This is a genomic window from Neorhizobium tomejilense, assembly GCF_964254135.1.
Lineage (GTDB): Bacteria > Pseudomonadota > Alphaproteobacteria > Rhizobiales > Rhizobiaceae > Neorhizobium > Neorhizobium tomejilense.
This window is the reverse complement of the sequence record NZ_CAXUSO020000001.1, coordinates 2,636,014-2,649,297: the sequence shown is the minus strand read 5'-3', so window position 1 is coordinate 2,649,297 and position 13,284 is coordinate 2,636,014. Positions and strand designations below refer to the sequence as shown.

Below are 13,284 nucleotides of genomic sequence, written 5' to 3'. Positions count from 1 at the left end.
GAGGCGGGCGGCTGGCGCCCGCCTCGATGTCGGTTACCGGTGCTGATTTTTACTTGCTGGCTGCCTGGGCCGTGCGGGTCGCGACTTCCGCTTCCCGCAGCGCTTCGGCGCATTCCTCGCAGCAGACTTCGACCGTTTTGCCGCCGATCTTCACGGCGATCCGGGTCGAATCGAGTTCGCAGTCGCAGGCGGCGCAGGTGTTCTCTTTCATGGTGGCATCTCCCGATGTTGATCTTACGGGAAGAAGAAAAGCATTTTGGCAGGGGCTTCCGCTGTCAAAATCTTTAGCGACTTTTGTGGCTGCTATCTCAAGCCCGCAAAGCGCTGGAACTCCGCCGGCGTCCGCCCATAAGCGTGGCGAAAGGCCGACGAGAAGTGGCTATGGCTGGAAAAGCCGAGTTCCAACCCAAGCTCGGTCAGGTCGTCATAGGTGCCGAGCAGATCGAGCGCCCGGGCCAGCCTCAGGCGAAGCTGGTAGCGGTAGAGCGGCGTGCCCTCCACCTGCTGGAAGACCTGGGTGAGGTAGACCGGTGAGACGCCGGTTTCACCGGCAATCTCGGCGAGCGTCCAGCGGCGGGCGAGATCGGAGGAGAGGGCGAGTTTGGCACGGTCCACCAGCTTCTGACGCCCGGCGCTGGCGGTGGCGGCGCGCGCGGTCCTGACGCCGACGGCGCGGCGCACCAGCGTCATGGCCAGCGTTTCGGCTTCCAGCGTCTCGGCGGCGCCGCGCATCAGGCTGTGGCGCAGCAGCGCTACCAGCGCCTGGGCTCGCTCGTCGATCCTTAGTCGCTGCTTGTTGAAGACGAAGCGCGATCCCTTCCGATTGCGGTGCTCGACCGGCACCAGTTCCTCCAGCATCGCCTCCGGCACGTCCATGCTCAGGCAGGAATCGCCGCCTTCGACCGGGTGGCTGATCTGGTAAGCCTCGTCGCAGTTGAAGAACAGGACCTGATTGGCTTCCGCCACCGTGTCGTCGCTGCCGACATGACGCATGAAGACACCGCGATAGGGGAAGACAAGGCTCGTCGCATGGGAGCATTCCTCGTCGCTCCGGTGCCGGCATTCGCCGCTGCAAACGACGTCGCGGACCTTGATCAGATCCGTGTCGAGGAGCTTTCTGACGGCGAGATGGCTCATGGAGGACCTTGGGACGCCTCGTGAATGTCGAGAGTTATATACTCTTCGACGGTGCCTCAGGCCACCCGTTTCATGCCTTCAGCGCTTCGATCAACTCCGCCATGTCGTCGGGCATCGGTGCTTCGAATTCCATCACCTTGCCGGTGCGGGGATGCTCGAAGGCGAGCAGGAAGGCGTGCAGCGCCTGGCGCGGAAAGCGGTTGACGACGCTCTTGGCAAAATCCGGCAGCAGGTTCGCCTTGGTCTTGAAGCCGGCGGAATAGTCCTGGTCGCCGATCAGCGGATGGCCGATATGGGCCATGTGGACGCGGATTTGGTGGGTACGGCCGGTCTCCAGCCGGCATTCGATCAGCGCAGCGAGTGCCGTTGCATCCGGCTTTTCGTGGAAACGTTCGATCACCTGGTAATGGGTGATGGCCTCGCGGGCGTCGCTGCTGTCTTCCTTCTGCACGGCGCGCTTGGTGCGGTCTCCGGCACGGCCGAGCGGCGCGTCGATCGTGCCCTTCAGGCCGCGTGGACGGCCCCAGACGACCGCCTGATAGGCGCGCTCCAGCGGACCCGAGCGCCCGTGGTCGGCGAACTGGTCGGCAAGGTGGCGGTGGGCGATGTCGTTCTTGGCGGCGACCATTACGCCGCTCGTATCCTTGTCGAGCCGGTGGACGATGCCGGGACGCTTGACGCCGCCGATGCCCGAAAGGCTCGCGCCGCAATGATAGATCAGCGCGTTGACCAGCGTGCCGGTCCAGTTGCCGGCGCCCGGATGCACGACGAGGCCGGCGGGCTTGGCGATGACGATCAGGTCGGCATCCTCGTAGAGAACCTGGAGCGGGATATCCTCGCCCTTGGGCTCCGGATCCTCGGGTTCCGGAAGATCGATCTCGACGGTGTCGCCGGCATTGATCTTCTTCTTCGGCTCGGTGACCGGCTTGCCGTTGAGGCTGACAGCGCCCTGTTCGATCAGCGCCTTGATCCGGTTTCGCGAAAACTCACCGTCCAGCACGGAGGTCAGCCAGGCGTCCAGCCGTCCTTCGGCCTCGTCGGAGGCGGTGAGGACTTTCCTTGCACGCTCGGCTTCTTTAAAGGGATCGTTCATTCAATCATTCCGATAGCATTCGACAAGAACAAGGACGCCGCCCTCATGCCCCAACCCGAGATCGAGGAACAGGAAGAGCCGCTTGATCCGGCAATGGAGAAAATCCGCCGGAAGATGGTGCTTCTGATACTCGTTTCGGGCGGGATCTTGTTCGTCTGCTTTATGGCGGTCCTTGGCGCCATTGTCTACAAGGTCACGCAGCGGCCTGCCACGCCCGGGACGATCGCTTCGACAGGCGGGTTCTCGGTGCCCGCCGGCCAGCCGCTTGCGGCAACTGCGGAACTGCCTGCCGGCTTCGTCGTGCAGGGCGTATCCCTCTCCGGCAGCCAAATCCTGTTCTACGGACTGCTGACCGGCGACCAGAAGGTCCTGATCTACGATATCGCTGCCGGCCGCATCGTCGCCGATGTGACGGTGGCGATACCGCAATAATGGCACCGATCCGCATCGATGACGCGGACGATCCGCGGATCGCCGAATTCCGGTCGATCCGCGAGCGGGACCTTACCGGGCGGGAAGGGCGGTTCATCGCGGAAGGGACCGTGGTGCTCAGGATGCTCGCCGCCGCGCACAGGTCCGGCGGCGATTTTCTGACCGAGAAGATCCTGCTGCTCGAAAACCGGGTTGCGGGGCTTTCCGAGATCCTCGCAGGTTTTCCGGCAGACATTCCGGTCTACGTGGCCTCGACCGCGGTGCTGGATCAGATCGCCGGTTTCCACCTGCATCGCGGCGTGCTGGCGCTTGGACGCCGCCGGCAGGAGAGGACAGCCTCCGAGCTGATTGCCGTGTTGCCCGAGAAGGCGCTGGTGGTCGCGGCCTTCGGCATTTCCAATCACGACAATATCGGTTCCATCTTCCGCAATGCCGCAGCCTTTGGCGCCGATGCGGTGCTGCTCGATCAGGGCTGCTGCGACCCGATCTACCGCAAGTCGCTGCGCGTCTCTGTTGGAGCGGTTTTGTCGGTGCCTTACGCCCGGCACGGCACGATGACAGATATCTTGGCTGTGCTGATGGAGAAGGGTTTTGCCGTCTGGGGGCTTTCGCCCACGGGTTCGGTGGAAATCCGGGATGTACCGTCTTCCGAGCGTATGGTGCTGATCACCGGAACGGAGGGCGAGGGGCTGCCGGCGCACGTCCTCAGCCGTATCCGATCGGCCAGGATCGCCCAGGCGCCGGGTCTCGACAGCCTCAATGCGGCGACGGCGACCGGCATCGCGCTCTATGAGATCGCCATGGCTCAAGGTCGCCTATCTCAGGGCGGGTTATAGACGTCTCAGTTGTTTGCGTCCTGGCTGGTCGCGAGCGTCTTCTTCGATCTCGCGGCCAAGCTTTCCCGGTTGCTGTTTCCGGATTTGCCCGACAGGATCTTGAAGATCGGTGAGCCGGAACCTTCGGACGCTGCCGTCATGGCCACCATGCTGGCGGCTATGGAGGCCAACTCCTGGCGAATAGCGTCGTCGCTGCCGCTGCCCTTCTGCAGGCGTTCGGAGAGCGCCGCTGCCCGGTTGCGGGCGTCCTCAGCCATTCCGGCGACGACGGGATCGACATCCGGCTGCCCGGAAACCCGGGCTTGTCTCGGAGGCGGGGCGTGCGGAATTTCGCGCAGGTTGATGTCCTCCGGAGTGATCTTCTTTCTCGGTGTCGATTTTATCACTGGGCGGACAGCCGTCGAATCGCGAAGGGCACGACTGGAATCGCGCGCTTCGGCGCTGGCGCCTTTCAGCTTGTCCCGCAGTCGGCCGATTTCGGCAAGCCGGCGTTCCAGCGCCGTCTCCCTGTCAGCACGGTCGGCGATTTCCTTGGCAAGCTTGTCCTCGAGCCGCTGGACGCGATGCTCTTCCTGGGCGAGCCGTGCCTCGGCGTCCTTGGCGCGGGCAGTCTGCTGCCGGACGTCGTTGCGCAGCGTATCCCGTTCGTCGCGCAAGGCGGTGACGCGGAATTTGAGGTTCTCGACCTCCGTGTCGCGGGTGGAAAGATCGATCCGGAAATTGTCGGCGTCGGCGATCATCAGGAGCTGGCGCTGCTGCAGCTTCTCGATCTCCAGATCCTTGGCGGCGACGGTTTGCTCGGCGGTTTCGAGCGCCGCCTTCAACTGCTGGATATAGCTGTCTTCCTGACGCAGGCGCGAACGGGCGTCGGCAGCTTCGACATCCATGGTGTCGATCTGGGCACGCAGGTCGGTGATTTCGGACAGCAACTGCGTAGCTTCCTCGGCCAGCCTGTCGCTCTTGATCTGCAGCGCGACCGCCTTGTCCCTTTCCTGGACGAGTTCCTGCTTGGTGCGGGCATTCTCGGCCGCATAGACGGCGCGGGCCATGTCCCGCTGGGCGCGGACTTCCTGCGGACTGATCGGCAGCGTCGCCTTGATGCGGTTTTCTGTGTAGCGCACGATGCGATTGTGGACCGCCGGTGCAACCAGCATCACCGCAAGCGCGGCGCTCAGGAAACCCAAGCCGAACAGAAGAGCAAACTGGATCACGATGAGGCCGTTTCGCGGTCTGGATGGGAAAACGCAGGCTGTTTAAGCATGGTCACATTCAACCGGCAAGCGCCCTTCAGGCGGAAGGCCGGATTACCGGCCGCTGTGGCGCAAAACATCAAATTCCCCTCCGTTGTCCGGAGAGGACAATGGCGAATTTCAGAAAGGGTTCCAGGTCGGCGACTGGGTGAGCTTCAGATAACCGACGTTGATGCCGAGGCGAGCACCGAGGCCGGTGCGAATCGGCACGAGAATCATGTTGTTGTTGCGCAGCACCGTCATGCCGACGCCGGCGACCACGAAGGCGGAGCCCGACACGCCGCCGAAGCGGGCATAGAGGCTGTTCACCGAGGGAAGGTCGTAGACCAGCATCATCGCGCGGGTGCCTTGGCCGCCGTAGTCGATGCCGAGCGAGGGACCCTGCCAGAAGACCGGGTGCTGGCCGGCGTTCTTCGTATAAAGCTCACCCTCGCCATAGGTCAGGCCGGCGATGAATGCGCCCGAGCCTTCCTGGCCAAGGATATAGCCGTTCGGCAGGCCGTATTGCGAAAAGGCGTTCTCCACAACCTTGGCAAGGCCGCCGCTGGTGGAGCCGAAGAAGCCGTGGCCGGCATCGACGATTTCCTGGGCGGAATATTGGTTGGAGCGCTGCTGGGCGGCTGCCGGGCCTGCGAAGACCGCCACGGCTGCGATCACGGCAAACACCGTCGCGGCGAAACGGGCGAGGGCGGAAGGGGTGTGGATGCGCATTGTCAGATCCATGATTGTATCATCCAGGGGCACGCCTTTTGCATCATGCTTAAGGCCCGGCCATTTTGAAGCCATGATCTTAATAATCGGTTTACCAAATATGGTGTCATTATGGCCAGGAACATTGCTACATCCTCGCGCAACCTTCAGATGGCAAGGCGAATACGGGGGGAGCATTCGCAAACAGGAGACCTACATGCCGAAGAATCCGAATCTTACCCTTGCCGGGCCAGATCTCGCGGCACTTCTGTGCAGCCGTGTCTGCCATGACGTGATCTCCCCGGTCGGCGCGATCAACAACGGCCTTGAGCTTCTCGACGAGGGCGCGGCCGACGGCGACGCGCTCGACCTCATCCGCACCTCGGCCCTGAACGCCTCGGTACGTCTCAAGTTCGCGCGGCTCGCGTTCGGTGCTTCCGGCTCGGTCGGCGCCTCGATCGATACGGGCGAGGCCGAGAAGGCCGCCAAGGATTTCGCCATTGCCGAAAAGAAGACCGAGGTTACCTGGAACGGCCCGCGGGCGATCATCGCCAAGAATCGCGTCAAGCTGCTCCTCAACCTCTTCCTGGTCGCCTATGCGGGCATTCCCCGCGGCGGCTCGATGGACGTGACGCTGGAAAATCCGGAATACGACGCGAAATTCATCCTCACCATCAAGGGACGGATGATGCGCGTGCCGGCCAAGTTCGTCGAGATCGCCAGCGGTACTCTCGAAGAGCCGATCGATGCTCATTCGATCCAGCCCTATTACACGGTGCTGCTCGCGGAAGAGTCCGGCATGGAACTGAGCCATGTGGTTTCTGAAGACAAGATCGTTTTCATCGCCGAGACCGTGGCGGCTTGAGACGATCTGCGGTTGTTTGGCGTCCAAGGGTAACCATTCATTAGTGCCATCCCCTTAATGATGGATGCTCGGAACCAGAGAAGGTTCAGCGTCAGGGGGATACGATGCAGCGTTTAATGATTGCCGACGGATCGGACATCGTACGCACGGTCGGAAAGCGAATCCTGTCGGAACTGGGCTTCCTCGTGATCGAGGCCGACACTGCGCGCGAGGCGGCGACGCGCTGCAATGCCGAGCTTCCCAATTTCCTGATCGTCGATGCCGCGCTGGAAGGCGCGCTTGAACTGATCGGCACCATCCGTGCGATGCCGAACGGCAAGAGCATCCGCATCTTCTATTGCGTCATCGAAGCGGACCTGAAGAAGATGATGGCCGGCAAGCGCGCCGGTGCGGACGATTTCCTGCTGAAGCCGTTCGATCGCAAGATCCTGACTGCGGTCTTCTCGGCCCTGGCGCAGGCCGCCTGATTCTCAAAGCCGATACATCCACTCGACTGGCGGCAGCCTGCATGATTGCCGACTTGCGTCTCGTTTTAGGTCCGCGGGCGGATCAAAACAAAACGTCCGCCTGGCAGCCAGGCGGACGTTTTCGATAAGGGGATTTTCAGGCAGCTCAGGCGGTTTCGGCGTATTCCGCCTCCGGTTCGCGCAGCACGTAGCCGCGGCCCCAGACGGTTTCGATATAGTTTGCGCCGCCGGCGGCATTGGCGAGCTTCTTGCGCAGCTTGCAGATGAAGACGTCGATGATCTTCAGTTCCGGCTCGTCCATACCGCCGTAAAGGTGGTTCAGGAACATTTCCTTGGTGAGCGTGGTACCCTTGCGGAGCGAGAGCAGCTCCAGCATCTGGTATTCCTTGCCCGTCAGGTGAACGCGCTGGCCGCCAACTTCGACGGTCTTGGCGTCGAGATTGACGATCAGTTCGCCGGTGACGATGATCGACTGAGCGTGACCCTTGGAACGGCGGACGATCGCATGGATGCGAGCGACCAGTTCATCCTTGTGGAAGGGCTTGGTCATGTAGTCGTCGGCGCCGAAACCGAGACCACGGACCTTGTCTTCGATGCCGGCCATGCCGGACAGGATGAGGATCGGTGTTTTGACCTTCGAAAGCCTCAGAGTGCGAAGCACTTCATAGCCCGACATGTCGGGCAGGTTAAGGTCGAGGAGAATGATATCATAATCGTAGAGCTTGCCGAGGTCGACGCCTTCCTCACCGAGGTCGGTCGTATAGACGTTGAAGCTTTCCGATTTCAGCATTAGCTCGATGCTCTGGGCAGTCGCGCTGTCATCTTCGATGAGTAGAACCCGCATATTTTTCCCCTTTACCGCCGCGTAAGGTATCTTTGCCCCCTTACTCGATACGGATCCAGACTGAGCCTGATTTGGAAGCTGCCACTAAATGGTTAACAAATTATGATTCAACCTGGCAAGGTTCATGATTTCGTTAAGCAAGATTAGTAGCAACCTGTTTTCCCTTCAAGTTTGGTCATCACCAGGATTGAATCCGCGGATGAGGAAATTCCGCTAAGTGATTCATTCGACTCATACATTGTCGCGGCCAATTTAGGCCCTGGCATTTACCGACCCTTAAACGATCCGGTTTATCATTAATGATGCCCGTAAACGAAAGGTTAACGCGAGCCTTAATTTATTAACGCCGCGAGAATTTTTTGATCCTGAGTGTACCAATCCGGATACACGGGCCTGGGTCTCGCTATCCACGGAGTATTGCGTATGAAGTCGCGTGACAGCATGGTTCGCCTGAAAAGCTTTCAGGTCACCGAAAAGCGCCGTCAACTGCAGCAATTGCAGATGATGATGGCCGAATTCGAGAGAATGTCTAAAGAACTCGAGCACCAGATCACTCTGGAAGAGAAGAAATCCGGTATTACCGACCGGAATCACTTCGCTTATCCAACCTTCGCAAAGGCTGCCCGCCAGCGCGCGGACAATCTTCAGGTCTCGATTCGCGAGCTGAAGGTCCAGGAGGAAAGCGCCGAATTGGCGCTCGAGGAAGCGGAAGCGGAATTCGCCAAGGCTTCGGCGCTCGAAGAGCGCGATGGCGGAATGCGCGCCCGGGCTTAACAAGTCGGGCGGCATTATCGACGGAAATGTCATAATCTGGGGCGGTGCCGCGGTGCCGGGCCCCATTTCCGTATTTTTGGCTCTCGTTAACGTTTGTGATTCGGGTTCGGCATCCCCGTGTTAACGAAGGATATCCCGCCAGTCGGAATGGCGTTCCGCCTGCGCCTTGAAGAACGGGCAGAGCGGGATGATCTTCCAGCCGCCCTTGCGGGCTTCTTCGACCGCATGCAGCGCGAGCGCCTGGCCGACGCCCTTGCCGCGAAGCGCATCCGGAACCCCGGTATGATCAACGATGACAAGTTCCGGAGATGCGCGCGAATACGTCATTTCGGCAAAATGACCTTCGACCTCGGCGACATAACGACCGCCCGACCGTGTCTCTTCCAAAGTAATATTCATGATGGTCCCGCTTTTGTCCGTTCGCCGATGGTGTAATACGGGGAGGGCCGAAGGGAAATAGCCCGGGCTGCCCCACCAGGGGTGACACATCGTCAACGGAGAAAGCGATGAACTGGCTGCGGCCGCTTCTTCTCGCGCTGGCCGCGATCTTTCTGGCGCTCGGGCTCTTTTTGCCGATCATCCGTTTCGAGCGGCTCTATTTCTTCAGCGAAACGCCGTCTCTGCTGGAACTCGTCGCGGCGCTTTTCCAGGAGGGAGACCTGGCGCTGTCGCTGGTGGTCGGGCTGTTTTCGATCGTTTTTCCGATCGTCAAGCTGGCTGGGCTGGCGGCGCAGCTTTCCGGACGGGCGGCGGAGGCAGGATTTTTCCGCCGCGCGATGCCGCATCTTTCGAAATGGTCGATGATGGACGTGATGCTGGTGGCGATCGTGGTGTTTGCGGCAAAGAGCAGCGGCCTGGCTGTTGCGGTCTCGCAGCCGGGCCTCTGGTTCTATGCCGCTTCAGCCGTCATCGCCGGGCTTCTGCCGTCGCTGTCCCGGATCGGATCCGGGCAGAATTGAGCCGTCTTTCAGAAACCGAAAGGTGCCGTTGCGTTCGTTGCAGCGGCACCTTTTGGTTTCCGGTGCGGGCTTGACGCCCGCGAATTCGGCGTCAGTGGCGATATTGCTGGATGCGTGTGGTGCGCAGACCGGCCAGGCCATGATCGTTGATGGAGGACTGCCAGGACAGGAATTCCTCGACGGTAAGCGTGTAACGCTCGCAGGCTTCTTCCAAGCTCAACAGGCCGCCGCGAACCGCGGCTACCACCTCTGCCTTGCGCCGGATGACCCAGCGGCGCGTATTGGCCGGCGGCAGGTCGGCGATCGTCAAGGGGCTGCCATCGGGGCCGATGACATATTTTACTCGGGGACGTATCATTTCGGTCATTGGACTCTCTACACAACGCAAGACCACGTCGGTGAGCCTAGCTGCCCAGTTTTAATATTTGACTAAACAGGCCGCAGCATTTGTTCCCACTACGGCAACAATCGCGCTGCGTGTCCTAAGGCAGGACGAAAAACGCTCATTTGTGCAGGAAAAGAAGGGGTTTCGGCGACTGGGCCGTCGCTCGAAAGCGGCCGGTCAGAAGCCTTTGCCGCCCCGAAATTCGGCGAGCAGCGTGCCGAGCATGATGCGCAGATCGAGGAAAATGGAGAAATTGTCGATGTAATAGAGGTCGCATGCGATACGGGCACGCGCCTTGCCGGGGCGGTCCGTCGGTCCGCGAAGACCGCGCATCTGGGCCAGGCCGGTCATGCCCGGCCGCATCGAATGGCGGCGATGATAATCCGCAACCAGGCTCTCGTAAGGGATGCCGGCGGCTAGCATGTCGATCGCGTGACAGCGCGGGCCGACCAGCGACATGTCGCCTTTCAGGACATTCAGAAGCTGCGGCAGTTCGTCGACATTGGCCTTGCGGATGAGGGCGCCGACGCGGGTGATGCGCGGATCGTCCCTGACCGTCTGGGCTATCCCCCGCGCATCGCCGAGATTGGTGCGCATCGAACGGAACTTGTAGACCAGGAACCTGCGACCGTCCTTGCCCCAGCGCGTCTGGGTGAAGAGCGCCGGCCCGTCGCTGTCGATGCGGATCGCCAGCGCCACGAGCAGCATCAGAGGCAGGAGCAGGATCAGTGCGGAAAGCGAGACGCCGATGTCGATCGCCCGCTTTGCCGCGAGCTGCGTTCGAAGGCTGCCGCTGGATTTACGGGGTAAACCCGAATGCCGGAGGAGGATTGGCGGCGGCTCGATGCGCCAACCGCTCGACCCGTCGGTGGTGTCGTCATGCAGATCAGGAACACTCAAAACCGGCCACCCCACCCCACGCCCGACGCCCTGAGGGCGGCGGCAACTTTTAGTAGAACACCTCCAGTCCGGAGTCATCAGCCAAGTTAACCAACCGTTAAGGATGAATATAATTTAGAGATTGCTGTTATTGCAGCATCGCCAAAGATAACTCGGTTTTTCCGACGCCCAATTCCAGTTGTGCCGTACCGGCATGCCCGAGCGTCAGGTAATCCCCGGCGGAAAAGGAAAAAATTCCCGTTGCGGACTGCATTTGTGCTCCACCGGCGGCGCCATTCATCAGAATAAGTGCCTGTGTTGCATTGAGCATCAGGCTGGTCGCATGGCCGGACGACGAGAGCACCGCGAGATTGAGGGCGACGAGGTACACCCCGTCGGCCGGCACCACGAGCCGGTTGCCGCCGCCGCCGACCGCAACGCCCAGCGAAAAGCCGCCGCGATCGAGGGCAAGCGTGGTGAAGCCGCTCTGCTGGCCGGCGGTCGGGGTGAAACTCGTGCCGGCGCGGTAAACGCGGGCGGCCGGCTGATTGGGTTGCGAGACATGGCCGCTGGGCGAGATCGACAGCCCGGTCTTCCATGTCGTCCCGTCGCTGACCTTGACCGAGAACTCGGTGTTTCCGGCCAGGCCCATTTCCGCATGGCCCGTCCAGTTCGACTGGAAGAGCAGCGAGGCGGTGTCGGTGGATGCGGCCTTGTTGATCTTGATCTGGTGGCCGTTGCCGGCGTGGTTGAACAGGCTTGCCGGGGAGGCGAGCGTGAGCCGGTTTGTGCTGTCGGGCGTTGCATTGATGCCGAGTTCGTCGACGCGGCCGATGGCGGGCAGGGGGATGTCCAGCCAGAGCGTGCCCGAGAACACTTTGAGTTTTTCGGAAGCGGCGAACCAGGCCCGCCAGCCGACGCGCGGGATCAGGAATGCCCAGTAGCCGTCCTGCCAGGAAGCGACACGTCCCGTCTTGCCGGCCCAAGCGCCGGTCGCCCCAGTCGCCACCAGATAGCAGGCGCCTTCTTCGGATGTGCCCGGCGGGTTCTCGAGTTCCGCGACGATCGTCAGATGCACCAGCGCGTCGAGCCGCAGCAGCGCCTCGTTGTGGGTCACGTGTTTCTGCGCCTGCGAAGGCAGGATGAAGGGCATGTTCAGTTTTGCGGTCGTATCGGCCATGGCTATCTCCGTTCGGTCGCCCGGAGTCTAAGGCCGATGGCGGAGACGGGGAGGCGGAAGCGGCCAAGCCTTTGAAAAGCCTGAAGCGGCTCTTGAGAAACATGCTCGCTTCGACGCGCCGTGCCTTTGGCGCAACGCCTGCGCGTTTCGTCGCATACGGGCTTTTCGATGTCCTGATTGCGCTTGTCCTTTGTCTCGCATATGCGAATGTGAGCGCGGCGAGAGACAGGGAAAAGCATGCGTTATTCGGCCTATTCGATCTTCAAGGAAGCGCTGTCCGGCAACCGGATGTGGAAGCCGGCCTGGCGCGAACCGCAGCCGAAGCCGCATTACGACGTGATCATCGTCGGCGGCGGCGGGCATGGGCTGGCGACGGCCTATTACCTGGCCAAGGAATTCGGCATCACCAATGTCGCTGTGCTCGAAAAGGGCTATCTCGGCTCGGGCAATGTCGGGCGCAACACGACGATCATCCGCTCCAACTACCTGCTTGAAGGCAACAACCCGTTCTACGAATTTTCGCTGAAGCTGTGGGAAGGGCTGGAGCGGGATTTCAACTACAATGCGATGGTCTCCCAGCGCGGCATGCTCAACCTCTTTCATTCCGACGGCCAGCGGGACGCCTATGCCCGCCGAGGCAACGGCATGCGTATCCACGGCATCGACGCCGAACTGCTCGACCGCGAGCAGGTGCGCAGAAAAGCGCCCTATCTCAATTTCGACCACGCCCGTTTCCCGATCATGGGGGCGCTCTACCAGAAGCGCGCCGGTACGGTGCGGCACGATGCGGTCGCCTGGGGTTACGGCCGTGGGGCGGACGCCCGCGGCGTCGATCTGCTCCAGCATTGCGAGGTGACCGGCATCCGCCGCGAAAATGGTCTCGTCACCGGCGTCGAGACGACCAGGGGTTTCATCGGCTGCAACAAGCTGGCGCTCGCGGCTGCCGGTAATACCACCACAGTCGGGCGGATGGCCGATCTCGAACTGCCGATCGAATCGCACGTGCTGCAGGCCTTCGTTTCGGAAGGGCTGAAGCCGGTGGTCGACCATGTGATCACCTATGGCGCCGGCCATTTCTACATATCGCAGTCGGACAAGGGCGGATTGGTGTTCGGGGCCGAGATCGACTTCTATTCCTCCTATGCGCAGCGCGGGAATCTGGCGACCGTCGAGCACACGATGGAGGAGGGGGTGTCGCTGATCCCCGGCCTCTCGCGTGCCAAGGTGCTCAGAAGCTGGGGCGGCGTCATGGACATGTCGATGGACGGATCGCCGATCATCGACCGCACGCCGATCGACAATCTCTATCTGAATTGCGGCTGGTGTTACGGCGGCTTCAAGGCGACGCCGGCCTCCGGTTTCTGTTTCGCCCACCTGATCGCCAAGAACGAGACGCATCACGTCACCCGCTTCATGCGGCTCGACCGGTTCGAGCGCGGTTACACGATCGACGAAGCGGGCCGCGGCCCCCAGCCGAACCTTCACTGAGCAAG

Annotated in this window: 17 protein-coding genes; 7 read left to right on the top strand and 10 right to left on the bottom strand. The window is 61.5% G+C overall.

What is annotated here, in order from left to right:
- Positions 1-49: 49 nt before the first annotated feature.
- The 3 genes from ACSQ3G_RS13525 to ACSQ3G_RS13515 form a co-directional block, all read right to left on the bottom strand.
- Positions 50-211 carry a hypothetical protein gene (locus ACSQ3G_RS13525; RefSeq protein WP_172716939.1) on the bottom strand — a complete coding sequence of 54 codons (162 nt, stop codon included), beginning with the start codon at positions 209-211 and terminating at the stop codon, positions 50-52.
- Positions 212-303: 92 nt separating this feature from the next.
- Entirely contained in the window at positions 304-1,137 is an 834-nt protein-coding gene (locus ACSQ3G_RS13520; RefSeq protein ID WP_436110394.1) for a helix-turn-helix domain-containing protein, read from the bottom strand.
- A 70-nt stretch (positions 1,138-1,207) separates the two neighbouring features.
- Positions 1,208-2,230, bottom strand: a complete 1,023-nt coding sequence (locus tag ACSQ3G_RS13515; protein WP_436110393.1) for an RluA family pseudouridine synthase — start codon at positions 2,228-2,230, stop codon at positions 1,208-1,210.
- A 45-nt stretch (positions 2,231-2,275) separates the two neighbouring features.
- On the opposite strand from ACSQ3G_RS13515, the gene ACSQ3G_RS13510 reads away from it, so the two are divergent.
- Positions 2,276-2,662 carry a hypothetical protein gene (locus ACSQ3G_RS13510; protein WP_037076826.1) on the top strand — a complete coding sequence of 129 codons (387 nt, stop codon included), beginning with the start codon at positions 2,276-2,278 and terminating at the stop codon, positions 2,660-2,662.
- Complete coding sequence (locus ACSQ3G_RS13505; protein ID WP_436110392.1) at positions 2,662-3,498, top strand: TrmH family RNA methyltransferase; 837 nt, start codon at positions 2,662-2,664, stop codon at positions 3,496-3,498. Before ACSQ3G_RS13510 ends, ACSQ3G_RS13505 begins: the two co-directional genes overlap by 1 nt.
- A 5-nt stretch (positions 3,499-3,503) precedes the next feature.
- Here ACSQ3G_RS13505 and ACSQ3G_RS13500 read toward each other — a convergent pair whose 3' ends face one another.
- Positions 3,504-4,709 (bottom strand): coiled-coil domain-containing protein, encoded by a 1,206-nt coding sequence (locus ACSQ3G_RS13500; RefSeq protein WP_436110391.1) that lies wholly within the window; start codon positions 4,707-4,709, stop codon positions 3,504-3,506.
- Between the two features lie 159 nt (positions 4,710-4,868).
- Positions 4,869-5,471: a DUF1134 domain-containing protein gene (locus ACSQ3G_RS13495; protein WP_371412573.1), complete on the bottom strand. Its 603-nt coding sequence runs from the start codon at positions 5,469-5,471 to the stop codon at positions 4,869-4,871.
- A gap of 184 nt (positions 5,472-5,655) precedes the next feature.
- Here ACSQ3G_RS13495 and chpT point away from each other — a divergent pair, with 184 nt between their 5' ends.
- A complete protein-coding gene (gene chpT / locus ACSQ3G_RS13490) occupies positions 5,656-6,303 on the top strand; it encodes a histidine phosphotransferase ChpT (protein WP_046603646.1) in 648 nt (215 codons plus the stop codon).
- 104 nt (positions 6,304-6,407) lie between these two features.
- Positions 6,408-6,770, top strand: a complete 363-nt coding sequence (locus ACSQ3G_RS13485; RefSeq protein ID WP_436110390.1) for a response regulator — start codon at positions 6,408-6,410, stop codon at positions 6,768-6,770.
- A 145-nt stretch (positions 6,771-6,915) separates the two neighbouring features.
- Here the strand turns inward: ACSQ3G_RS13485 and ctrA are convergent, their stop codons facing one another.
- Positions 6,916-7,614 carry a response regulator transcription factor CtrA gene (gene ctrA, locus ACSQ3G_RS13480; RefSeq protein WP_007769464.1) on the bottom strand — a complete coding sequence of 233 codons (699 nt, stop codon included), beginning with the start codon at positions 7,612-7,614 and terminating at the stop codon, positions 6,916-6,918.
- 423 nt (positions 7,615-8,037) lie between these two features.
- On the opposite strand from ctrA, the gene ACSQ3G_RS13475 reads away from it, so the two are divergent.
- Positions 8,038-8,388 carry a hypothetical protein gene (locus ACSQ3G_RS13475; protein WP_046603647.1) on the top strand — a complete coding sequence of 117 codons (351 nt, stop codon included), beginning with the start codon at positions 8,038-8,040 and terminating at the stop codon, positions 8,386-8,388.
- Between the two features lie 120 nt (positions 8,389-8,508).
- Here ACSQ3G_RS13475 and ACSQ3G_RS13470 read toward each other — a convergent pair whose 3' ends face one another.
- Positions 8,509-8,787 (bottom strand): GNAT family N-acetyltransferase, encoded by a 279-nt coding sequence (locus ACSQ3G_RS13470; RefSeq protein WP_436110389.1) that lies wholly within the window; start codon positions 8,785-8,787, stop codon positions 8,509-8,511.
- 107 nt (positions 8,788-8,894) lie between these two features.
- Between ACSQ3G_RS13470 and ACSQ3G_RS13465 the strand changes: the two genes are divergently transcribed.
- Positions 8,895-9,347, top strand: a complete 453-nt coding sequence (locus tag ACSQ3G_RS13465; protein ID WP_105437905.1) for a paraquat-inducible protein A — start codon at positions 8,895-8,897, stop codon at positions 9,345-9,347.
- Between the two features lie 91 nt (positions 9,348-9,438).
- Here ACSQ3G_RS13465 and sciP read toward each other — a convergent pair whose 3' ends face one another.
- The 3 genes from sciP to ACSQ3G_RS13450 form a co-directional block, all read right to left on the bottom strand.
- Positions 9,439-9,714 (bottom strand): CtrA inhibitor SciP, encoded by a 276-nt coding sequence (sciP, locus tag ACSQ3G_RS13460; protein ID WP_018327815.1) that lies wholly within the window; start codon positions 9,712-9,714, stop codon positions 9,439-9,441.
- 195 nt (positions 9,715-9,909) lie between these two features.
- Complete coding sequence (locus ACSQ3G_RS13455) at positions 9,910-10,632, bottom strand: sugar transferase (protein ID WP_436110388.1); 723 nt, start codon at positions 10,630-10,632, stop codon at positions 9,910-9,912.
- Positions 10,633-10,759: 127 nt separating this feature from the next.
- Positions 10,760-11,791 (bottom strand): DUF2793 domain-containing protein, encoded by a 1,032-nt coding sequence (locus ACSQ3G_RS13450; protein ID WP_436110387.1) that lies wholly within the window; start codon positions 11,789-11,791, stop codon positions 10,760-10,762.
- Between the two features lie 237 nt (positions 11,792-12,028).
- On the opposite strand from ACSQ3G_RS13450, the gene ACSQ3G_RS13445 reads away from it, so the two are divergent.
- Positions 12,029-13,279, top strand: coding sequence for a sarcosine oxidase subunit beta family protein (locus ACSQ3G_RS13445; RefSeq protein ID WP_105429154.1), 1,251 nt, complete (start codon positions 12,029-12,031; stop codon positions 13,277-13,279).
- Positions 13,280-13,284 lie beyond the last annotated feature (5 nt).